This is a genomic window from Streptomyces sp. NPDC048338 (assembly GCF_043201055.1).
In the GTDB taxonomy this organism is placed as follows: Bacteria; Actinomycetota; Actinomycetes; order Streptomycetales; family Streptomycetaceae; genus Streptomyces.
This window is the reverse complement of sequence record NZ_JBICYQ010000001.1, coordinates 61,280-81,194: the sequence shown is the minus strand read 5'-3', so window position 1 is coordinate 81,194 and position 19,915 is coordinate 61,280. Positions and strand designations below refer to the sequence as shown.

Annotated in this window: 15 protein-coding genes and 1 riboswitch; of the genes, 5 read left to right on the top strand and 10 right to left on the bottom strand. The window is 75.8% G+C overall.

Annotated elements, in window-relative coordinates:
• Positions 1 to 69: 69 nt before the first annotated feature.
• A complete protein-coding gene (locus tag ACGFZF_RS00395) occupies positions 70 to 1,173 on the bottom strand; it encodes a pyridoxal-phosphate-dependent aminotransferase family protein (protein WP_393550984.1) in 1,104 nt (367 codons plus the stop codon).
• A gap of 275 nt (positions 1,174 to 1,448) precedes the next feature.
• Between ACGFZF_RS00395 and ACGFZF_RS00390 the strand changes: the two genes are divergently transcribed.
• Positions 1,449 to 2,960 carry an esterase gene (locus ACGFZF_RS00390; protein ID WP_393550106.1) on the top strand — a complete coding sequence of 504 codons (1,512 nt, stop codon included), beginning with the start codon at positions 1,449 to 1,451 and terminating at the stop codon, positions 2,958 to 2,960.
• An 85-nt stretch (positions 2,961 to 3,045) separates the two neighbouring features.
• Positions 3,046 to 4,131 (top strand): amidohydrolase family protein, encoded by a 1,086-nt coding sequence (locus tag ACGFZF_RS00385; RefSeq protein ID WP_393550104.1) that lies wholly within the window; start codon positions 3,046 to 3,048, stop codon positions 4,129 to 4,131.
• Between the two features lie 56 nt (positions 4,132 to 4,187).
• Here ACGFZF_RS00385 and ACGFZF_RS00380 read toward each other — a convergent pair whose 3' ends face one another.
• Positions 4,188 to 4,754: a GNAT family N-acetyltransferase gene (locus ACGFZF_RS00380; RefSeq protein ID WP_393550102.1), complete on the bottom strand. Its 567-nt coding sequence runs from the start codon at positions 4,752 to 4,754 to the stop codon at positions 4,188 to 4,190.
• Positions 4,741 to 6,897 carry a penicillin acylase family protein gene (locus tag ACGFZF_RS00375; RefSeq protein WP_393550099.1) on the bottom strand — a complete coding sequence of 719 codons (2,157 nt, stop codon included), beginning with the start codon at positions 6,895 to 6,897 and terminating at the stop codon, positions 4,741 to 4,743. The genes ACGFZF_RS00380 and ACGFZF_RS00375 overlap by 14 nt, the downstream gene beginning before the upstream one ends.
• Before the next feature lie 90 nt (positions 6,898 to 6,987).
• On the opposite strand from ACGFZF_RS00375, the gene ACGFZF_RS00370 reads away from it, so the two are divergent.
• Positions 6,988 to 7,707, top strand: coding sequence for a siderophore-interacting protein (locus tag ACGFZF_RS00370; RefSeq protein ID WP_393550097.1), 720 nt, complete (start codon positions 6,988 to 6,990; stop codon positions 7,705 to 7,707).
• Positions 7,708 to 8,034: 327 nt separating this feature from the next.
• Complete coding sequence (locus ACGFZF_RS00365; RefSeq protein WP_393550095.1) at positions 8,035 to 9,015, top strand: SCO1860 family LAETG-anchored protein; 981 nt, start codon at positions 8,035 to 8,037, stop codon at positions 9,013 to 9,015.
• Positions 9,016 to 9,277: 262 nt separating this feature from the next.
• Here ACGFZF_RS00365 and cobC read toward each other — a convergent pair whose 3' ends face one another.
• Together cobC and ACGFZF_RS00355 are read right to left on the bottom strand one after the other, a co-directional pair.
• A complete protein-coding gene (gene cobC, locus ACGFZF_RS00360) occupies positions 9,278 to 10,906 on the bottom strand; it encodes an Rv2231c family pyridoxal phosphate-dependent protein CobC (protein ID WP_393550093.1) in 1,629 nt (542 codons plus the stop codon).
• Positions 10,903 to 12,156, bottom strand: coding sequence for an SAM-dependent methyltransferase (locus ACGFZF_RS00355; protein ID WP_393550091.1), 1,254 nt, complete (start codon positions 12,154 to 12,156; stop codon positions 10,903 to 10,905). Before ACGFZF_RS00355 ends, cobC begins: the two co-directional genes overlap by 4 nt.
• 68 nt (positions 12,157 to 12,224) lie before the next feature.
• On the opposite strand from ACGFZF_RS00355, the gene ACGFZF_RS00350 reads away from it, so the two are divergent.
• Positions 12,225 to 12,950, top strand: a complete 726-nt coding sequence (locus ACGFZF_RS00350) for a ZIP family metal transporter (RefSeq protein WP_393550089.1) — start codon at positions 12,225 to 12,227, stop codon at positions 12,948 to 12,950.
• A 2-nt stretch (positions 12,951 to 12,952) separates the two neighbouring features.
• Here ACGFZF_RS00350 and ACGFZF_RS00345 read toward each other — a convergent pair whose 3' ends face one another.
• The 5 genes from ACGFZF_RS00345 to ACGFZF_RS00325 all read right to left on the bottom strand — a co-directional run bounded on the left by ACGFZF_RS00345 (position 12,953) and on the right by ACGFZF_RS00325 (position 19,577).
• Positions 12,953 to 14,332, bottom strand: a complete 1,380-nt coding sequence (locus ACGFZF_RS00345) for a cobyrinate a,c-diamide synthase (protein WP_393550087.1) — start codon at positions 14,330 to 14,332, stop codon at positions 12,953 to 12,955.
• Positions 14,326 to 14,934 carry a cob(I)yrinic acid a,c-diamide adenosyltransferase gene (gene cobO, locus ACGFZF_RS00340; protein ID WP_356778961.1) on the bottom strand — a complete coding sequence of 203 codons (609 nt, stop codon included), beginning with the start codon at positions 14,932 to 14,934 and terminating at the stop codon, positions 14,326 to 14,328. The genes ACGFZF_RS00345 and cobO overlap by 7 nt, the downstream gene beginning before the upstream one ends.
• Positions 14,934 to 16,970, bottom strand: coding sequence for a putative cobaltochelatase (locus tag ACGFZF_RS00335; RefSeq protein WP_393550084.1), 2,037 nt, complete (start codon positions 16,968 to 16,970; stop codon positions 14,934 to 14,936). Before ACGFZF_RS00335 ends, cobO begins: the two co-directional genes overlap by 1 nt.
• Positions 16,971 to 17,112: 142 nt before the next feature.
• Positions 17,113 to 18,618, bottom strand: coding sequence for a cobyric acid synthase (locus ACGFZF_RS00330; RefSeq protein ID WP_393550082.1), 1,506 nt, complete (start codon positions 18,616 to 18,618; stop codon positions 17,113 to 17,115).
• Positions 18,615 to 19,577 carry a cobalamin biosynthesis protein gene (locus tag ACGFZF_RS00325; RefSeq protein WP_393550080.1) on the bottom strand — a complete coding sequence of 321 codons (963 nt, stop codon included), beginning with the start codon at positions 19,575 to 19,577 and terminating at the stop codon, positions 18,615 to 18,617. Before ACGFZF_RS00325 ends, ACGFZF_RS00330 begins: the two co-directional genes overlap by 4 nt.
• A 32-nt stretch (positions 19,578 to 19,609) precedes the next feature.
• A riboswitch (cobalamin riboswitch) is annotated at positions 19,610 to 19,744 on the bottom strand.
• Between the last annotated feature and the right edge of the window lie 171 nt (positions 19,745 to 19,915).

Below are 19,915 nucleotides of genomic sequence, written 5' to 3'. Positions count from 1 at the left end.
GGGGAGACGGCGGCGCCCCGGAACCCGGGGTGCCTCCGCCGCCCCTGTCCCCGCGCACCGGGACAGCCCCTACCGGCCCCAGGTCTCCGTGACCGCGCGCCGCGCGGCTTCGAGGTCCACCGTCCGGCCCGTCTCGCCGAGCGCCGCGCCCAGCGCCGCCAGCGAGGACTGCACCGCGCCCGGCGTGGCGTCCACCCCGTAGTGGTTGACCCGGATCATCTCCTTGGCCAGCGCGCCGCCGCCCGCGATCAGCGGCAGCGACGGGTCGGCCGCCAGGGCCCGGGCGACCAGCTCGGAGGCGTCCACACCCGCCGGGGAGCGCAGCGTCGTCGCGACCGGGGCCGCGTCCCGCGCCTCGTGCACGTAGGGCTCCAGACCGCCGCCCAGCGCCAGGACGCCCGCCCGGGTCGCGGCGGCCGCGGAGGCGTGACGGGCCATCAGCGCGTCCAGACCCTCCGCCTCGATCCGCTCCACGCACGCCTCCAGGGCCAGCATCTCCAGCTGCGCCGGCGCGTGCAGCAGCGCCTTGCGCCCGCCGTCGATCCAGCGCTCCTTCCAGTCCAGCAGCGAGAGGTACGAACGGCGCGGCGCGGCCGGGTTGGCGGCGAACCGCTCCCAGGCCCGCGCGCTGACCGACACCGCCGAGACGCCGGCCGGCCCGCCCATCGCCTTCTGGGCGCCGATGATGCACATGTCCACGCCCCACGCGTCCGGCAGCACCGGCTCGGCACCGATCGACGCCACCGCGTCGAGGTAGAACAGCGCGCCGTGCGCCCGCACGACCTCGCCGATCTCCGCGACCGGGTTGGTGTTGCCGGTCGCCGCCTCCGCGTGGACGAGCGACACGAAGTCGATCGCCGGGTGCTCGGCCAGCGCCCGTTCCACCTGAGCGGCCGTCACCGCGGTGTGGAAGGGCACCTCCAGGTCCACCACCGTCGCGCCGCAGTCCCGCAGCCAGTTGCCGAAGGTCTGGCCGTACGGGCCGGTGACGATGTTCAGCGCGGTCGAGCCCGGCCGCGCCCCGCTGCGGATGCACCCCTCCAGGGGCAGCAGCGCCTCGCCCTGCGTGATCACCACGTCCTGCTCGGTGCTGAGCAGCGCGGCCACCCGGCGCTCGATCGACGCGAACTGGGCGGCGGTCAGCGGGGCCAGGTCCAGGAGCGGGTGTGTCACGGTCACGGCGGTGCCTTCTTCGACTCGGTTCTGTGCGGGTGGAGCTCCGGTTCAGGGTACCGAGACGGCCTCCGCGGCCCGTGCGGGCGCCCCTCCGCCGCCCGCGCCCCGGCAACCCCCTCGGGCGCCCGTACGGCACTCACCGACCGAACTCCCGGCCGCCCGTACAACCCTCGCGGCGCCCGCGGTGTCGAACCCTGTGCCGGAGACGGGACGGGCCCGTCCGGCCACACCCCCGATGCAGCCCGGATCGTTCCGATTCCAGGAGCCGCTCCATGCGCAAGCACCGTTCCGCCGCCCTCGCCGCGGCGACCCTTCTCCTCGTCACGGGCGCGGGGCTCGTGGCCGCACCCGCCGCACACGCCGGAGTACCCGGCGGGACCCGCGCGGACGACCACAACACCGACTTCAACGGCGACGGCCGTGACGACGTCCTCATCGGCGCCCCGGGCGCGAGCGTCGGCGGCCGGCGGGGCGCCGGCCTCGTCACCGTCCAGTACGGCACGGCCCGCGGCCTGGACACCGCCCGCGCCACCGTCCTCAGCCAGGACACCGGCGGGGTGCCCGGCACGGCCGAGGCCGGCGACGGCTTCGGGACCGCCGTCGCCACCGGGGACCTCGACGGCGACGGCTACGACGACGCCGTGGTCGGCGCTCCCGGCGAGGACGTCGGCCGCACCGCGGACGCGGGTGGCGCCGTCGTCCTGTGGGGCAGCCGGTACGGCCTGCAGGGCAGCGGGAGCCAGTGGCTCGGCAGCCTGCTCGGGACCACCGCCGGGGCACGCTTCGGCTCGGCCTTCGCCGCCGGCCGGTTCACCGCGGAGACCACCGGCGACCAGCTCATCGCCCTCGACCGCGGCCGCGTCGAGTGGCACGTCTTCGAGTCCGCCCCCGCGCCGGAGGCGACGCGCGGGCACGACACCCGCGCCGTGCCGCGCCCGCGGGCCGGTGCCAGGGCGGACGAGCCCCTGCGCGACATCGTCGCCCGGTCCGTCACCACCGGGGACTACGACCGCAACGGCTTCGCCGACGTGGTGATCAGCGGAGTGAGCACCGGCGCCGAGCCCGGCCACGGCTGGTCCTGGTACCTCGCGGGCGGCAGCGACGCCCTCGTCTTCGAACGCTCCCTGCGCGGCGGACCGGTCGCCGCCTCCGGCGACCTCGACGGAGACGGTTACGACGACCTGGTCACCGGTGAGCCGCACAGCCCCGACGACGGCGGCGAGAGCACGACCGGCGGCATGGTCGGCGTCTACCGCGGCGGCCCGCGGGGACCCGAAGGGGCCACGGGCGTCGGCACCCCGCCCGCGTGGTGGACCCAGAACACCACCGGCGTCCCCGGCACCTCCGAGCGCGGTGACGGCTGGGGCGCCGATCTCTCCGTCGGCGACACCGACGGTGACGGGTACGCGGACCTCGCGATCGGCGCACCCGGCGAGGACATCGGAGCGGCCGCCGACGCGGGCATGATCACGGTGCTGCGCGGCTCGCCCCGGGGGCCGACGGCCGCCCGCGCCGTGTCCTGGACGCAGAGCACGACCTCCGTACCGGGCGTGATCGAGAAGGGCGACGCCTTCGGCGGCCAGGTCCGCTTCGTCGACCCGAACGCCGACGGCCGCTTCGAGCTGCTCGTCTCGGCACCGGGCGAGGACACCGCGGACGGCTGCGTCTGGCTGTTCCCGGCCCCGTCGGGCGGGGTGACGCCCGTGGGGTCGCGGACGTTCTCCGCGGCGACGTTCGGGGCGCCCGCCGCGGACGCCCGCTTCGGGGCGGTGATCGACGACTAGGGGGCGTCGTGCCCGCCGCCCGGCCCCCGCCGCCCGCCCGGCGGCCGGGGTCCGGCCGGTCGGCCCTCCCTCGTACAGTGCAGACATGAGCGATCGCGTGGTGCTGCATGTGAAGGGGCGGGTGCTCGTCGGCCCGGAGGACGTACGGGACGAACTGTGGTGCGTCGACGGGCGGATCACCTTCACCCGGCCGTCCGGCGAGGCCCTGGAGGTGCGGGGCTGGGTCCTGCCCGGCCTGGTCGACGCGCACTGCCACGTCGGCCTCGACGGGCACGGCCCCGTCGACGACGCCACGAGCGAGAAGCAGGCGCTGACCGACCGCGACGCGGGCACGCTGCTCATCCGCGACGCCGGCTCACCCTCGGACACCCGCTGGATCGACGACCGCGAGGACCTGCCGAAGATCATCCGTGCCGGCCGCCACATCGCCCGGACCCGCCGCTACATCCGCAACTACGCCCACGAGATCGAGCCGCCGGAACTGGTGGAGTACGTGGGCCGGGAGGCGCGGCGGGGCGACGGCTGGGTCAAGCTCGTCGGCGACTGGATCGACCGGGACGCGGGGGACCTGACCGCCTGCTGGCCGCGGGCGGAGGTCGAGGCGGCGATCGCGGAGGCCCACCGGCTCGGGGCCCGGGTCACCGCGCACTGCTTCGCCGAGGACTCGCTGCGGGACCTGGTGGAGGCCGGGATCGACTGCATCGAGCACGCCACCGGACTGACCGAGGACACGATCCCGCTCTTCGCCGAGCGGGGCGTCGCCATCGTGCCGACGCTCGTGAACATCGCGACCTTCCCGCGGCTCGCGGACGGTGGCGAGAGCAAGTTCCCGCGCTGGTCGGCGCACATGCGGCGGCTGTACGAGCGCCGCTACGACACCGTCCGGTCCGCCTACGACGCGGGCGTCCCGGTCTTCGTCGGCACCGACGCGGGCGGCTCCCTCGCCCACGGCCTGGTCGCGTCGGAGGTCGAGGAGCTGGTCAAGGCGGGTATCCCGCCGGTCGAGGCCCTCTCGGCGACGACCTGGGGAGCGCGCTCCTGGCTGGGCCGGCCCTCCCTGGAGGAGGGGGCCCCGGCGGACCTCGTCGTCTACGACGAGGACCCGCGCGCGGACGTCCGCGCTCTCGCGGCGCCGCGGCGGGTCGTCGTCGACGGACGGGTGATCGGCTGATCCGCCCGAGGGCGAGGCACCCTGGTGCGTCCCAGGGGTCTCGCGGTCGGCGTGTGTCAGCGGGTCAGGAACGCCAGACGGGCCTTCTTCTCCGGGATGAAGACCTCCGGAAGGTCCACCTCCGGCAGGACGACCTCCGGGCCCATGACGAAGCCGGCGCGTGCCAGCCGGGCGATCGCCTTCTCGTTGCCGGCGTCCGGCTCGGCGACGGCGCGGGTGCGGCCGGCCAGCGCGAAGTCGGTCAGTGCCTTGAGCAGGCTGCCGGAGAATCCGGGCTCGGGGCGGGCGGTCGGCGCGAGGAAGAGGTGCACCCCGATGTCGCCGGGCCGCACGTCGTAGCACTCGCCGACGCGGTCGGCGGCGGGGTCGTAGGTCTGGAGGATCGCCACGGGCTCGCCGTCGCGACGGGCCAGGTAGCCGTGGTGCGTGGTGAGCGAGTCGAGGTGCGCGTAGATGTCCCGCACCTGCTCGACGGTGGTGCCTCCCATGCCCCAGAACCGGGCCCGCTCCTCGTTGACCCAGCCGTGGATGAGGACCGCGTCGGCCTCGGGGTCGATGCGGTCGATGCGAACGGTGCCGAACCCCTCGACGGTCTGCAGGTGCGCGGGCTCAGTGGTCGTCATGGGGGAGCTCCTTGGAGAGGTGGTTCCAGTCGGTGGTGACGGGGGCGAGGTCCCCGCGCAGCCAGAGCGGCAGCTGGTCACGGTGGTGCGGGTCACCGGCGACGCCCGAGGCCCCGAACGGCACGACCCAGAGGCTGGCGTCGCGGTCGGCGAGGTCCCACACGTACCGGGCGGCCGAGCTGCGGGCGCTGCGGTCGGTGTATCCGGGGACGCTGGACGTGGACAGCACGCAGTCGTGGTCCCCGGCGAGACCGGGCCACTGCGCGTCGTCGGCGTCCGCCAGCGCCTGCCAGGGGGCGAGCCGGTGCGTCGCGCCCCAGGCCAGGGGCTCGGGCCCGGCGGCGACCTCCTCGAGCGCCTCGCGGACGATCCGCGCGACGTCGGCCGCCGGTACGGGACCGGTGACGAGCAGCGTCTCCAGGGCGTAGGCCACCCGCGGTCCGAGCGCGAGCCAGGGCTGGAAGACATCGGGGTACGGCGCGCGTTCGCGCAGCGGCGCGAACGCGGCGTGCCCGGCGAGGCGGCGCACCACGGCGCCGCGGACGGCGGCGTACAGCCCGGCGTCGGTGCTGTCGGCCTCCATCCGCCGGTCCCAGGCGAGGAGACGTTCCCGTACCCGCGCGGCGGCGGGGGAGAGGGCGGCGTCCGCCTCGTGCGGCGGCGCCGGGTCCGTCGCCCGTACGGCGGCCAGGAGGCGCGCGGCGGAGGGGTTGTCGGTGTCCGTGTGGACCGAGGTCATCGCCTCGGGGGTCCAGGCGGTCGACGCGGTGAGCAGGGTGTCGATCCGGGCCGCCCGGTGGGCCGGCGCGAACTCCACGCCGAGCGGGGCCGCGAGACCCCGGGCGTTGGCCATGACCGCGTGGCCGTCGACGCCGGCCCGCGGCAGCGGCGCGGGGGCGTCCCGCCAGGCGTGGCGCGCCTCCCAGGCGGGCACCACCCGCAGGGAGTTGACCCGGTCCCGGACGGGCACCCGCCCGGCGACCCGGTGCAGCAGGCCGCCGTGGACGTCGGCGGCCTGGACGACGTTGACCGGCTCGATCCATCCGTCGACGGCGCGGTCCACGTCGGCGACGGTACGGGCGGCGAGCAGCTCGCCCAGCACGCCGAAGCCCAGCTCGCCGGTCACCCGGGGCAGGTACCGCAGGCTGACGGCCTCCCAGGCCGCCGTGGTGTCCTGGCCGGACGCGGCGGCCTGTCCGGAACCGGCGTGCGCGTCGGCCTCCGCCGCCGGCGGCAGCGGTCCGGTGATCAGCGGCCCGCGGTCCGTCTCGACGATCTCGACCTCGACCGGATCGGCGTCCGCGACCTCGATCGTCTCCGTGTGGACGGCCGCCGGACGCCAGCCGTCGGGGCCGAGGGCCTGCACGTCCCCGGCCGGGCCACGGCGGAGCCGTTCCCGGTACAGGTCCTGGTAGTCCGCCATGGCGTTGGTGATCGCCCAGGCCACGTGTCCGGTGTGACCGAAGTGCGGCAGTCCGGGGACGCCCGGGACCGCGAGGCCCACCACGTCGTATGCGGGGCAGGCGAGCCGGATCTGCTGGTAGACGCCGGGCGCCTCGATGAAGCGGTGCGGGTCGCCGGCCACGATCGCGGCGCCGCTCGCGGTCCGTCCGCCGGACACGACCCAGCCGTTGGAGCCCGCCGTGCCCGGCCCGTCGGTGGCGAACAGCTCGGTCCACTCCTCGCCGAGCCGCGTGGCGACCTCCTCGCGCCAGAGCTTGGTCGGGAAGCCGGCGAACAGGATGTGGGTGGTCAGCCAGACCGCCAGCGGCGTCCACGGCTCCCACCGGCCGGCGACGAGTCCGGTCGCGGCGAACTCCGGTGCCCGTCCGGCTCCTTCCGGCAGGCCGTCGTTGACCCCGGCCACGTACGCGCGCACCCAGGAGGCCGTCTCGGCGTCGAGCCGGTCGAAGCAGCGGCGGGCGGTGTCGGCGAGCCGCGCCCGCCGTGCGAAGGTGTCCCAGGCGATCTCACCGGCTCCGAGGAACGCCGCCGTCGTGCCCTGCGCCCGGTGGCGTTCGACCTCCAGTTGCCAGGCCCGGTCCGTGGCGGTCACGCGCCCCTGCGCGAAGGCGAGTTCGCGCGGACCGGCGGCCCGCAGGTGCGGAATCCCCCAGGCGTCCCGGAAGACCTCGAATGTCACTCTGTTCCCGATCTCTCTTAGGTTAGGCTGCCCTAACCTATGTGACGACCGTCCGGGAAGCAATCCCGGGCCCAAGGGGAGGAGAGCGCGATGGGGCACGGCTGGGAGGGGGTGGTCCTCAAGTTGATGCGCGGCAAGGACTTCACGTTCACGGTGACCGGGGCCGAGCAGGTCACCGAGCACTACCGCCGGGTGCACGTCACGGACGGCGGGCTGCTCGCCGCCGCGGGGGTCCACCCGACGATGTGGGTCCGGATCTGGTTCGAGGGCGGCGGCAAGCCGCACCAGCGCGCCTACACCCTGGTCGACCCGGACCCGGAGGCCGGCACCTTCAGCCTGGAGTTCGCCCTGCACGACGGGCTCGCCAGCCACTGGGCCCGCACCTGCAAGCCCGGCGACACCGTGGCCGCCACCCTCCAGGGAACCGGCTTCACCGTCCCGGAGCCGCGCCCCGAGCGTCTGTTCGTGATCGGTGACGCCGCCTCCCTTCCCGCGGTCAACTCGCTGCTCGACGCGATGCCCGGAGTGCCGGCCACCCTGTGGTTCGAGACCGCGCACGACTCCGACGAGCGCCTGCCGGTGCGGCTCGACCCGGACCGGCACGACCTGCGCCGCGTCCCGCGCGCGGACGGTGGTGCCGCCCTCGTCGAGCGCGTGAAGGCCGAGCTTCCGGACCTGGCCGGCGAGGACCCGTACGTCTGGGTCGCCTGCGACACGGCCACGACCCGCACCCTCGGCTCGTACCTGCGCAAGGACCTGTCGCTGCCCAAGGAGCGGGTGCACGCCCTCGGCTACTGGCGCGCTTCCTGAGCGGTGCCTTCCGGCCGGTCGCCACGAAGCCGCCACCTGCGGCGTCGGGTTGACTTTCCGTTACCCGGAGCGGGCGCGCGTCGTTGAATCCCTCCGCGCGCGCCCGCGCGGCGTGCGACGCGCGGGACTTGCGGGAACGGATGTGCCGAAAGAATCGAATATGGACACGGAAACCCCCCTTTGGAGTGAACTCACGTCAGGTGTCTGCCGGTTCACTCTCCGTGCGTAAAGATTCCGGTGTCCCAAGTCGCCGACGCCGCACGGGCCGCGTGTCCCCGCGGTGTGCGGCCGGCGACGCCTTTCGTCTTCCGTGGGGGTTCCGCCACCGTGAACAGCAACACCTTCCGTCTGCCCGTCCGCCGTACCGCCGCTGCCGCGACCGTCGCCGCGCTGGCCGTCGGCCCCGTGGTCCTGGCGGCCCCCGCGGCGCACGCCACGGGCGGCGAAGGGCGTGCCACCGCCGTCGTCCTGCGGACCGGCCTCGACGTCTCGCTGCTCGACAAGACCGTGGACGTGCCGCTGCGCACCTCCCTCAACGAGGTCAAGGCGCCCGAGACGGAGAACAGGACGGCCCTCACGGTGAAGGTGAGGGGGGCCGAGAAGGGCCGGCCCATCGACATCCTGCGGGCCGATGTCGCCACCTCCAGGGCGACGGTGGACGAGAAGAAGGCCGAGGGGTACGTGAACCTGGTCAAGGCCCGGGTGCACGTGCCGGGTCTGCCCCTGCTGTCCCTGATCGAGATCGAGAAGGTCACCGCCAAGGCGCTGTGCGAGACGGGCGGGCGGCCGGTCGCCGAGGCCAACGTCCTCGGGCACGTGACCGTCTTCGGCAAGAAGACGACCCTGTCGACGGGCGGGCAGACCAAGGTCGTCGTGCCACGCGTCGGCAAGGTGACCCTCGACCTGTCCCGTACCTCGACGACCTCGCGCACGGCCGCCGCCACCGCCCTGGAGCTCAAGGTGGAGGTCAACCCGCTGGAACTGGGAGTGGCCGAGGTCAAGGGCGTGGTGACGCTGGCCGAGGCGACCTGCAAGACGCCGAAGGGGACGCGTCCCACCGAGGAGCCGACGCGGCAGCCCACCGAGCAGCCGACCGAGCAGCCGACCGAGCGGCCCACCGGGCAGCCGTCCCCCGAGCAGACCGGCGGGAGCGGTGTGACCCAGAACGGCGGCTCGAACCCGACCGGCCAGAACCTCGCCGAGACCGGCGGCGGCTCCATGACCCCGTACCTGGCGGGCGGCGCCGTCGTGCTGCTCGCCGCGGGTGGCGGAGCGCTCGTCCTGGCCCGCGGCCGCGCCCGCGGCTGACGGCCCCGGGCCGCGAAGTCCCAGGGGCGGAGGGACACGGGGAACGGGGGGCGGAGCCGGAACCGACGGGGGGCAAGACGCTCCCCAGGTCCCGGCAGAGACGAGCCGGGGCGCGCGGATCGGTGCTGGGGAGCGCCGGGGGGTCCGTGCCGCCCGCCACGGACCGAGGCGTGTCGGGCCCGTGGCACACCGCGGGGAGGGCGAGGCCGACGGCACCGCCCTCCCCGCGGCGCACCGGGGGCCGGTGCCGGCCCCGCCGCCCTCAGCCCGCGATGAGCAGTGCCTGGTCCAGGGCCTGCAGGAAGCGGTTCGTCGTCACGCGGTCCCGCACCGCGAGCCGCAGCCAGTTCCGGTCGAGGCCCGGGAAGGTGTCGCCGCGGCGCGCCGCGAAGCCCAGCGCCCGCAACCGCTCGCGCACCACGTCCGCCCGGTCGATCCGCACCAGCACGAACGGGCCCTCCGCGGCGGCCACCGCCCGCACCTCGTCGAACTCGGCCAGTCCGGCCAGCAGATGGGCCCGCTCGACCCCGACCCGGTACGCGGCGAGCTCCGCCTCCGCGAGCGCCGCCCGGGACATGCACGCCTCCGCGGCGACCAGCGCCGGCGTGGACACCGGCCACAGCGGCTGGGCCCGCTCCAGCGCGGCGATCGTCTCCGGGTCCGCGAGGACGTAGCCGATCCGCAGCCCCGCGAGCCCCCAGGTCTTCGTCAGGCTCCGCAGCACCACCAGACCCGGCACGTCCGTCCGCCCGGCCAGCGACTCGCGCTCGCCCGGTACCGCGTCCATGAACGCCTCGTCCACCACCAGCGTCCGTCCCGGCCGCGCCAGCGACGCGATGGTCTCCGCCGGGTGCAGCACGGACGTCGGGTTCGTCGGGTTCCCGATCACCACCAGATCCGCGTCCTCGGGAACCAGCCCCGGATCCAGCCGGAAGCCGTCCTCGGCGCGCAGCAGCACCCGCCCCACCTCGTGCCCGGCGTCGCGCAGCGCCGCCTCGGGCTCGGTGAACTGCGGGTGCACCACCACCGGGTGCCGGGCGGGCAGCGCGCGGGCGAGGAGCACGAACGCCTCCGCCGCGCCCGCCGTGAGCAGCACCCGCCGGGCCGGCAGGTCGTGCCGTTCGGCGACGGCCGCCCGGGCGGAGCGGCCGTCCGGATAGGCCGCGAGCCCTGTCAGCGAGTCCGCGATCCGCTCCCGCAGCCAGTCCGGGGGAGTGTTCGTCCGGACGTTCACCGCGAGGTCGATCAGCTTCTCGTCCCGTACCTCCGCGTCACCGTGGTGCCGCAGATCGTGGGCGTCTCTGTGCGCGTGCGTATCCATGGCCGCCGTCGGGTGGGTGGGGATGGTGGGGGGTGAGCGGAGTTCGGGCGCCGGGCTGGGTGGGGGTGGGTCGAACGCCGCCTGACCACCGGTGTACCCGTGTCCCGAGGGCAACAACCGTACGGAGAGCGCCTCTTCGTTCGGACGAAGCGGCACGGAACGGGCGAGGGCGCACGTAGCGCGCCGCGATCTCCGCTTCGGTACGACCAGTTCGGCGCCGCCCCCGGCCTCGCCGGCCGCCAGCAGCGCCGCCGCCTCGGCCACCGAACCGGTCCCCGAGGCCGCCAGCGGCACCGCGGACGGATGCGGCACCGGGACACCCGCCAGCACCTCGGACGGGTACGCCCGCACGGGCACCCCGAGCCGTTCCGCCGTGCCCGTGATCCCCGGTTCGGCCGCGCGCGTCGCCACCGTCGCCAGCGCGCGCACGGCCGAGACCGGCAGCCCGGCCTCCCGCAGCGCCGCCTCCAGCAGACCCGTCACCTCGTCCGCGCCGACCCCGGACCGCGCGCCGACCCCGGCCACCAGCCCGCCCGCCGGCCGGCCCTGCGCCGCCCCGCCCGCGGTCACCGGGTGCCCCAGACCAGGAACACCGGCGCCGACGGGGTCAGCGACGAGGACCCGTCGGGCAGCGGCAGCAGCCGCTGCGACTGCAGCAGGACACCGTCGACCGCGAACCCGCAGGCCGCCAGCGCCGCACGGGCCGGAGCCACCTCCTCCAGCGCGCTCGGGGCCACCACGACCGCGCGCCGCGCGCGCCGCGCCGCCGCGAGCACGATCGCCCGCAGATCCCGGCCGCCGCCCCCGACGAACACCCCGTCCGGATCGGAGAGATGCGACAGCACCGTGGGCGCCGCCCCGTGCACCACCCGCAGCTCGGCACCCTGCGCGGCCGCGTGCCCGCGGATCCGCTCGACACCGCCCGCGGTGCGCTCCACCGCGACCGCCGCCGCGCCCAGCCGGACGCACTCCACCGCCACCGAACCGCAGCCCGAACCGATGTCCCAGACCAGGTCCCCGGCACGCGGCCCGAGCCGGGCCAGCACCAGTGCCCGCGCCTCGTACGGCAGCGGCGGCGGCACCGGCGCGACGACGGTCGCGTCCGGCCCCTCCGCCCCGGAAGCCGCTCCCGACGACCGTGCGGGAGCCACCCCCGCGCCGGCCCCGAACTCCGCGTCCGGCAGCGCCCAGCCGCCCGGCCCTGTGAGCGGACCGGTCACGGCCGGAGCCGGTCGCTCCGCCCGCGTCTCGTCCAGGCACAGGACCAGGTTCACGCCCTCCCAGACGCGGCACATCGCCTCGTGCGGGGCCACCCGTTCCACACGCTCACGGAACGGGTCGCCGAGCGCCGAGAACACCACCAGCGTCCGCGACTCGACCCGGTGCACCAGCTCGGCGCCCAGCTCCGCCGGACCCACGCCGGGACCCGGCAGCACGGCCACCTTGGGATGCGCCCGGCACACGTTCACCGCACGGTCCAGCGCCGCCCCGGCCACGCCCGCGGCGGCGCCGTCCACGACCACGGCGTCGTCCCACGACCGCCGCAGCCGGGCGAAGGCGAGACCCACCGCGCCGGGGCCCGGCCGCACGTCGAGCGCCTCGGCTCCGAAGCGCGCGGCCAGCGCCCGCACCACCCCGAAGAATCCGGGGTCCCCGAGCGCGCGCACCACCACCCGCGTCCCGCCCCCGGACACGTGCGTGCCGATGAGGTCGAGATCCCCCTGCGTCAACACGTCGCCCCGGACGTCCACCACCCACGCGGTCCCGCCGGCCGGGGAGCCCGCGTCCGCGCCCGCACCGGACCCGATCACCGTGATCATGCGGCCGGCCTCTCCGCGCCCCGCGCGGTGATGTGCGCGGGGCCCCGCCGATCGGATAGCAAGGGCGCATGGCCGTACTCGTCGCGCTCGGCGCGTTCCTCATGACGCTGTTCGGCGGCTGGACGGCGCAGCGCGTCACCGACCGGCGCCACCTGGTCCTCGGCCTCGCGGGCGGCCTCATGCTCGGCGTGGTCGGCCTCGACCTCCTGCCGGAGGCCATGGAGGCCGCGGGTCACAAGGTGTTCGGCGTCCCGCAGGCGCTGCTGCTCTTCGTCGGCGGCTTCCTCCTCGCCCACGTGGTCGAGCGGCTGCTGGCCGTCCGCCGGGCCGCGCACGGCGTCGGGGCCGACGAGCGGGTCCCGCAGGTCGGGCTCACCGCGGCGGCGGCCATGATCCTGCACAGCCTCATGGACGGCATCGCGCTCGGCGCCGCCTTCCAGGTCGGCGGAGGCATGGGCGCCACCGTGGCCCTCGCCGTCATCACCCACGACTTCGCCGACGGCTTCAACACGTACACGATCACCAGCCTGTACGGGAACGCCCGGCGCAGGGCGGTCGCGATGCTGGTCGCGGACGCGCTCGCGCCGATCGTCGGCGCCGCGTCCACCCTGTTGTTCACCCTGCCGGAGGAACTGCTCGGCAGCTATCTCGGGTTCTTCGGCGGCGCCCTGCTCTACCTCGCCGCCGCCGAGATCCTGCCCGAGGCCCATCACGAACACCCCGCCCGTTCCACCCTGCTGTGCACGGTGTCGGGCGTGGGATTCATCTGGCTGGTGGTGGGCCTGTCCGGCTGACGTCACGTACCCGACTCCGCGCCGTGGCCGGGCCCGCAGTGCGCGACGAACCGCGCGGCGGCCTCCGGCGCTCCCGCCCAGTGGGTGTGCACGTAGCTCGCGTGCACCCCGTCCTGGACGAAGCCCTCGACCCGGCGCTCGGGCTGCCGCAGCCCCCAGGCCGCCCGCGCGCCCGCGCCCGGCTCGATCACGGTCCGGTGGAACTCGTGGCCCCGCATCCGGGCGCCGGCGGCGGCGAGCGGACTGTCGCTCACGGCCACGGCGTCCCGGTATCCGAGGGTGAGCCGCTCGGACATCCGCGCGTCGGTGTCCAGGACCCCGCACATGGGCGTCCCGTCGAGGGACCGCGCCAGGTAGAGCAGCCCCGCGCACTCCGCGGCGACCGGGGCGCCGGAGCGCGCCAGTTCGGCCACGGCCTTGCGCAGCGGCTCGTTGGCGGACAGCTCCGGGCCGTACATCTCCGGGAAACCGCCGCCTATGACGAGCCCGGACGTCCCCTCGGGCAGGGCCTCGTCCCGCAGCGGGTCGAAGGTGACGACCTCGGCGCCGGCGGCCGTGAGCAGCTCGGCGTGCTCGGCGTACGAGAAGGTGAACGCGGCCCCGCCGGCGACGGCCACGACCGGCCGCCGGGCCGCCCGGCCCGGAGCCCCGGCCCACGGACCGTTCGGGTCCCACGCCTCGGTGCGGAGGTCGGGGGCGCTGCGTGCGAGCGCCAGCAGCCCGTCCAGGTCGCAGCCCGCGCGCACCTGCTCCGCCTGCGCCGCCACCGCCTCCACGGCGGCCGCCTGCCGCTCCGCGACCGGCACCAGGCCCAGATGCCGCGACGGCGTCGCGACCGCCGGGGCCCGGCGCAGGACGCCGAGCACCGGCACGCCCGACTCCCCGAGCGCCTCGCGCAGCAGGTGCTCGTGCCGGTCGGTGGCGACCTTGTTGAGGATCACCCCGCCGATCCGCACCTCCGGGTCCCAGGACGCGAAGCCGTGCACCAGCGCGGCCACCGACCGCGACTGGGACGAGGCGTCCACGACCAGCACCACGGGAGCCTTCAGCAGCTTCGAGACCTGTGCGGTCGAGGCCAGCTCGCCCTGGTCGGCGGCGCCGTCGTACAGCCCCATGACCCCTTCGACGACCGCCAGGTCGCAGCCGCGCGACCCGTGCGCGAAGAGCGGCGCGACCAGGCCCGTGCCGCACATGTACGCGTCGAGGTTGCGGCCCGGTCGGCCGGTGGCCAGGGCGTGGTAGCCCGGATCGATGTAGTCCGGGCCCACCTTGTGCGGGGACACCGCCAGACCACGCCCGGCGAACGCGGCCATCAGACCGGTCGCGACCGTGGTCTTGCCCGCGCCGGAGGACGGCGCGGCGATGACGAGACGTGCTACCACTCGATGCCCCGCTGGCCCTTCTGACCCGCGTCCATCGGGTGCTTCACCTTCGACATGTCGGTGACGAGGTCCGCGAAGTCCAGCAGCTCCTGGGGCGCGTTGCGGCCGGTGATCACCACGTGCTGCTGCCCCGGCCGGTCGCGCAGCACCTCGACCACCTCGGCGGTGTCGATCCAGCCCCAGTGCAGCAGATAGGCGAACTCGTCGAGGACGTAGAACTTGTACGCCTCGGCGGCCAGGTCCCGCTTGACCTGCTCCCAGCCCTCGCGTGCCTTGTCCTCGTGCGACTGCTCGCCCTCGGCGACCTCGCGCTGGATCCAGGACCAGCCCTCGCCCATCTTGTTCCAGGTGACGGTGCCGCCCTTGCCCGTCTCGCCGAGCGCCTTGAGGGCGTTCTCCTCGCCGACCCGCCACTTGGCGGACTTGACGAACTGGAACACCCCGACCGGCCAGCCCTGGTTCCAGGCGCGCAGCGCCATGCCGAAGGCGGCGGTGGACTTCCCCTTGCCGACGCCGGTGTGCACCATCACCAGCGCGCGGTTGCGGCGCTGGCGGGTGGTCAGACCGTCGTCGGGAACGACGGTCGGCTGTCCCTGTGGCATTAAGCGGCCCTCCTGGTCGCGTGTCCGGCTTGTACGTCCCTGACGAGTCCGGCGATCGAGTCGGCGCGCAGCTCGTCCAGGGTCACTGCGGTGCCGCCCAGTTCACGGGCGAGGTCCCCGGCGAGCCCGAGGCGCACCGGCCCCGTCTCGCAGTCCACGACGACGGCCGCCGTGCCCTCCGCGGCGTGCAGCCGCGCGGCCCGGGCGGCCAGCGCGACCGGGTCCTGGCCGCCGGTCGCCCGGCCGTCGGTGACGACGACGAGCAGGGGACGGCGCGAGGGGTCGCGCAGCCGCTCGACGCGCAGCACGTCGTGCGCCTTGAGGAGCCCGGCCGACAGCGGCGTACGGCCGCCGGTCGGGAGCTGTTCGAGGCGAGCGGCCGCCGCGTCCACCGACGACGTCGGCGGCAGCGCCACCTCGGCGTCCCGGCCGCGGAAGGTGATCAGACCGACCTTGTCGCGCCGCTGGTAGGCGTCCAGGAGCAGGGAGAGCACGGCCCCCTTGACGGCGCTCATCCGCTGCCGGGCCGCCATCGAACCGGACGCGTCCACGGCGAACAGCACCAGGTTGCCCTCGCGGCCCTCGCGGGTCGCCTGCCGCAGGTCGTCCCGGCGGACGACCAGCCCGGCACCGCTCCGCCCGCGGGCCTTCTGGTGCGGCGCGGCGGCCCGCACGGTCGCCGACAGGTGCAGCTTCGTCAACGTGCCCCGGGGGCGCACGGCGCCGGTCGTCCTGCCGTGCTCGGTACGGGCGCGGGAGCGGCGCCCGGCCGCGCCCTCGCCGAGCCCGGGCACGCTGAGCATCTTCGTCCGGAAGGGCTCGGCGGCCTTGACGGCGGCCCGTTCGCCCGCGCCGGACCCGCCCGGCGCGGGAGCGGGCGCCGGACCCTCGTCCGACCCGGTGCTCTCCGGGGCCGCCTCCGGCCCCTCGCCCTGCGGCGGTACGCCCCCGCCTCCGCCGGGGCCGCCGTCGCCCGGGCCCGGATCCGGGTCCGGATCGTCGTCGTCCGTGTCCGTGTCCCGGAACCGGTCCAGCGTCTCGTCGAGCTTGTCCTCGTCGAGGCCGGGCGCGTCGAAGGGATTGCGCCGCCTGCGGTGCGGGAGCGCGAGCAGGGCCGCCTGCCGCACGTCCTCGGCGGTGACGTCCGTCCGCCCGTCCCACGCGGCCAGCGCGGTCGCGGTGCGGGCCATCACGATGTCCGCGCGCATGCCGTCGACCTCGAACGCGGCGCAGGTCGCGGCGATCCGGAGCAGTGCGGTGTCCCCGAGGACCACGGCCGGCAGCAGCGCCCGGGCCGCGACGATCCGGTCCCGCAGCGCGCGCTCCTCGTCGGCCCAGCGCGCCGCGAAGGCGGCCGGATCGTCGTCGTAGGCCAGTCGGCGCCGCACGACCTCGACCCGCTGCTCGGGCTCGCGGGACGCGGCGACCTCGACGGTCAGCCCGAAGCGGTCCAGCAACTGCGGCCGCAGCTCGCCCTCTTCGGGGTTCATCGTCCCGACCAGCAGGAAGCGGGCCGCGTGCCGCACCGAGACGCCCTCGCGCTCGACGTACGAGGACCCCATGGCGGCGGCGTCGAGCAGCAGGTCGATCAGGTGGTCGTGGAGGAGGTTGACCTCGTCCACGTAGAGGATCCCGCGGTGCGCGTCGGCGAGCAGCCCGGGCTCGAACGCCTTCACGCCCTCGGCGAGGGCCCGTTCGATGTCGAGGGCGCCGACCAGCCGGTCCTCGGAGGCGCCGACCGGCAGCTCCACCATGCGGGCGGCGCGGGCGGCGCGGGCGGCGGGCGCGGCGGCCTCGTGCGGCCCGTCCGGGCAGGCCGGATCGGGCGTGGCCGGGTCGCAGCTGAACCGGCAGCCCGCCACCACCGGAACCTCCGGAAGCAGGTCCGCGAGCGCGCGGACGGCCGTGCTCTTGGCGGTGCCCTTCTCGCCGCGGACGAGGACACCGCCCACCGCCGGGCTGACGGCGTTCAGCAGCAGCGCCAGCCGCAGGTCGTCCATGCCGACGACGGCGGTGAACGGGTACCGGGTGCTCATCGGTCGATCCTTCCTTCGGGTTCGCTGTGGGTGTCCCGGAGCGCACGCGCCTCGCGCGCGAACGGGCGGCGCGTGCCGACGGGGGTGCGCGCGTGGGCGCCGGCGGACGCGCGGACGGTGCCGGTCCTGGTGCCGGCGGCGCTCACGGGGCGCCCGGCGGAATGAACGGCAGTCCGGCCGGCGGACCGCTCTCGATCAGCCGCAGCAGCGCGTCCGTGTCCGCGTGCTCCTCGATCAGGTCGCCCAGCCGGTCCAGCTGCTCCTCGCGCAGCGCGCCGAACGAGGTGTCCGGCGCCGGGACGAACCGCCGCCCGGCCGCCGCCGCCACCTCGCGCAGGAACGCCCGGCGGAAGCCGTCGCTCTCCAGCGAGCCGTGCCAGTGCGTCCCCCAGACGGCGCCGACCCGGCAGCCGTCCAGGAACGGCTCCCCGCCCAGCACCTCGGCGACGCCGTGGTGGATCTCGTAGCCCTCCACGCGCTCGCCGAGCGCCTCGCCGACCGGCCGGGCCAGCGTCTTGTCGACCGCGAACCGGACCCGGACCGGCAGCAGGCCGAGCCCGTCCACGGCCCCGGCCTTCGACTCGACCTCGTCCTCGATCCGGATCCCGAGCGCCTGGAAGCCACCGCAGACCCCCAGGACCGGACGGCCCTCCGCGGCCCGGCGCGCGAGCGCGTCGGCGAGGCCGCGCTCGCGCAGCCAGGCGAGCGCCTTCACCGTCCCGCGGGTGCCCGGCACGATCACCAGGTCCGCGTCGACGAGTTCCTCGGCGCGGTCCACGAAGCGCACCACCACGCCGGGCTCGGCCGCCAGCGCGTCCACGTCCGTGAAGTTGGACATCAGCGGCACCGCGCAGACCGCGACCCGCAGGACGTCCTCCCCGACCGGCGGCGCCACGACCGACTCGCGGACGGCGCCCCGCATCGAGACCCGCAGCCCGTCCTCCTCGTCGATGCCGAGGCCGTGGGCGTACGGCAGGACGCCGAAGGTCCGCCGTCCGGTCAGCCCGTGCAGCATGTCGAGCCCGGGCTCCAGCAGCGTCACGTCGCCGCGGAACTTGTTCACCAGGTAGCCCGCGATCAGCTCCTGGTCCTCCGGCGCGAGCAGGGCCGTCGTCCCGAAGAACTGGGCGAACACCCCGCCCCGGTCGATGTCGCCGACCACGAGCACCGGCAGCCGAGCGGCCCGCGCGATGCCCATGTTCACGATGTCCGTGCGCCGCAGGTTGATCTCGGCCGGACTGCCCGCCCCCTCGCAGATCACGGCGTCATACGTGCCCCGCAACTCCTCCAGGCACGCCAGGACCGGCTCGAAGAGCTCCTGCTGCCGGCCTCCGTGGTAGCCGCGCGCGCTCAGCTCGCCCACCGGCCGGCCCATCAGCACGACCTGGCTGGAACGGTCGCTGCCCGGCTTCAGCAGCACCGGGTTCATCAGCGCGGTCGGCTCCACCCGGGCCGCCTGCGCCTGCATGGCCTGAGCCCGGCCGATCTCCGCGCCCTCGCGGGTCACGAAGGAGTTCAGGGACATGTTCTGGCCCTTGAACGGGGCCACCTTCACCCCCTGGCGGACCAGCCAGCGGCAGATGCCGGCCGTGACGACGCTCTTTCCCGCGTCGGACGTGGTCCCGGCGACCAGCAGTCCGCCCCTCATATCCGCCTCCGCTTGATCGCATCCATGATCAGCCGGCCGCCCACGCAGGCCGCCAGCGTCAGTCCCGTCACGCGTCGCGACAGCCGCACGGCCCGCTCGATGTCCGCGACCTCCACGTCCCGTCCCGCCCCGTTCAGCACGGGCCGGTGCTCGACCCGGCCGCCGTACGAGAGCGTCCCGCCGAGCCGTACGCCGAGGGCGCCGGCGAACGAGGCCTCCACCGGGCCCGCGTTGGGGCTCGGGTGGCGTCCGGCGTCGGTCCTCCAGGCGCGGGCGGCGCCGCGCGGGTCGCCGCCGGCCACCGTGGCCAGCACGGCGGTCAGCCGGGCGCCCGGCCAGCCCGCCAGGTCGTCGAGCCGGGCCGAGGCCCAGCCGAAGCGCCGGTGGCGCGGGGACTTGTGGCCGACCATCGCGTCGAGCGTGTTCACCGCCCGGAAGCCGACGAGCCCCGGCACCCCGGCGACGGCGCCCCAGACGAGCGCCCCCACGACCGCGTCGGAGGTGTTCTCGGCGACCGACTCGACGACGGCGCGGGCCATCGCGGGGCCGTCGAGGGACTGCGGGTCGCGCCCGCACAGATGGGGCAGCCGCTCGCGGGCCACGTCCAGGTCCCCGGCGGCGAGCGCCCCGCCGACGGCACGGGCCTCCCGGCCCAGGGTGGTGCCGCCGACGACGGCCCACACGGCGGCGGCGGTCAGCGCGGCGGAGGCGGCGCGCCGGTCCCGTACAGCCCGCGCGGCCAGTGCGCCGGCCGCGGTCGCGCCACCGGCGCAGACGGCGGTGTGCAGGGCGCCCCATCCGCGGTGGTCGTGCCAGAGAAGCCGTTCGACGGCGCCCGCGGCCCGCCCGAACGCGGCGACCGGATGGCCGCGGCGGGGGTCGCCGACGAGCAGGTCCACCGCCAGACCGGCGGCGGCGCCGTACGCGAATACACCTGTGGCTGCACTGCGGCCGGGCATGGCGCTGTGTCCTCACTCAGGGTCCGCGCCCTGGCTCGACGTGACCGGCGGGGAGAGTTCCTGACTCCCGGGGAGGCTCTCCCCGGTCACAGTGGCGGGACCGCGCCGGAATCGCACCGGGCTTCCTCTTCTGCCGCCGTAATGGCCCCGGAAGTCCACCACGCTGTGCGAACACCCGTCAACTCACCCTTGACCTGCGGTGGGACAGTGTGCGAAGCCCCACAGCACGACGGCCGGGGGGGGCGCCCCCCCGGGGGGGGCCCCCCCCGCCCGGGGGGGGGGCCCCCCCCCCGCGCCGGGCCGCCAGCACCCCGACCCGCCCGCCCCCCCCCCCACGG

Bases quoted from the DNA above. Each gene is read 5' to 3' on its own strand.
- ACGFZF_RS00390 (WP_393550106.1), top strand. From the start codon at position 1,449: ATGCGCAAGCACCGTTCCGCCGCCCTCGCCGCGGCGACCCTTCTCCTC.
- ACGFZF_RS00385 (WP_393550104.1), top strand. From the start codon at position 3,046: ATGAGCGATCGCGTGGTGCTGCATGTGAAGGGGCGGGTGCTCGTCGGC.
- ACGFZF_RS00380 (WP_393550102.1), bottom strand. From the start codon at position 4,754: ATGACGACCACTGAGCCCGCGCACCTGCAGACCGTCGAGGGGTTCGGC.
- ACGFZF_RS00370 (WP_393550097.1), top strand. From the start codon at position 6,988: ATGGGGCACGGCTGGGAGGGGGTGGTCCTCAAGTTGATGCGCGGCAAG.
- ACGFZF_RS00355 (WP_393550091.1), bottom strand. From the start codon at position 12,156: ATGATCACGGTGATCGGGTCCGGTGCGGGCGCGGACGCGGGCTCCCCG.
- ACGFZF_RS00350 (WP_393550089.1), top strand. From the start codon at position 12,225: ATGGCCGTACTCGTCGCGCTCGGCGCGTTCCTCATGACGCTGTTCGGC.
- cobO (WP_356778961.1), bottom strand. From the start codon at position 14,934: ATGCCACAGGGACAGCCGACCGTCGTTCCCGACGACGGTCTGACCACC.
- ACGFZF_RS00335 (WP_393550084.1), bottom strand. From the start codon at position 16,970: ATGAGCACCCGGTACCCGTTCACCGCCGTCGTCGGCATGGACGACCTG.
- ACGFZF_RS00330 (WP_393550082.1), bottom strand. From the start codon at position 18,618: ATGAGGGGCGGACTGCTGGTCGCCGGGACCACGTCCGACGCGGGAAAG.
- ACGFZF_RS00325 (WP_393550080.1), bottom strand. From the start codon at position 19,577: ATGCCCGGCCGCAGTGCAGCCACAGGTGTATTCGCGTACGGCGCCGCC.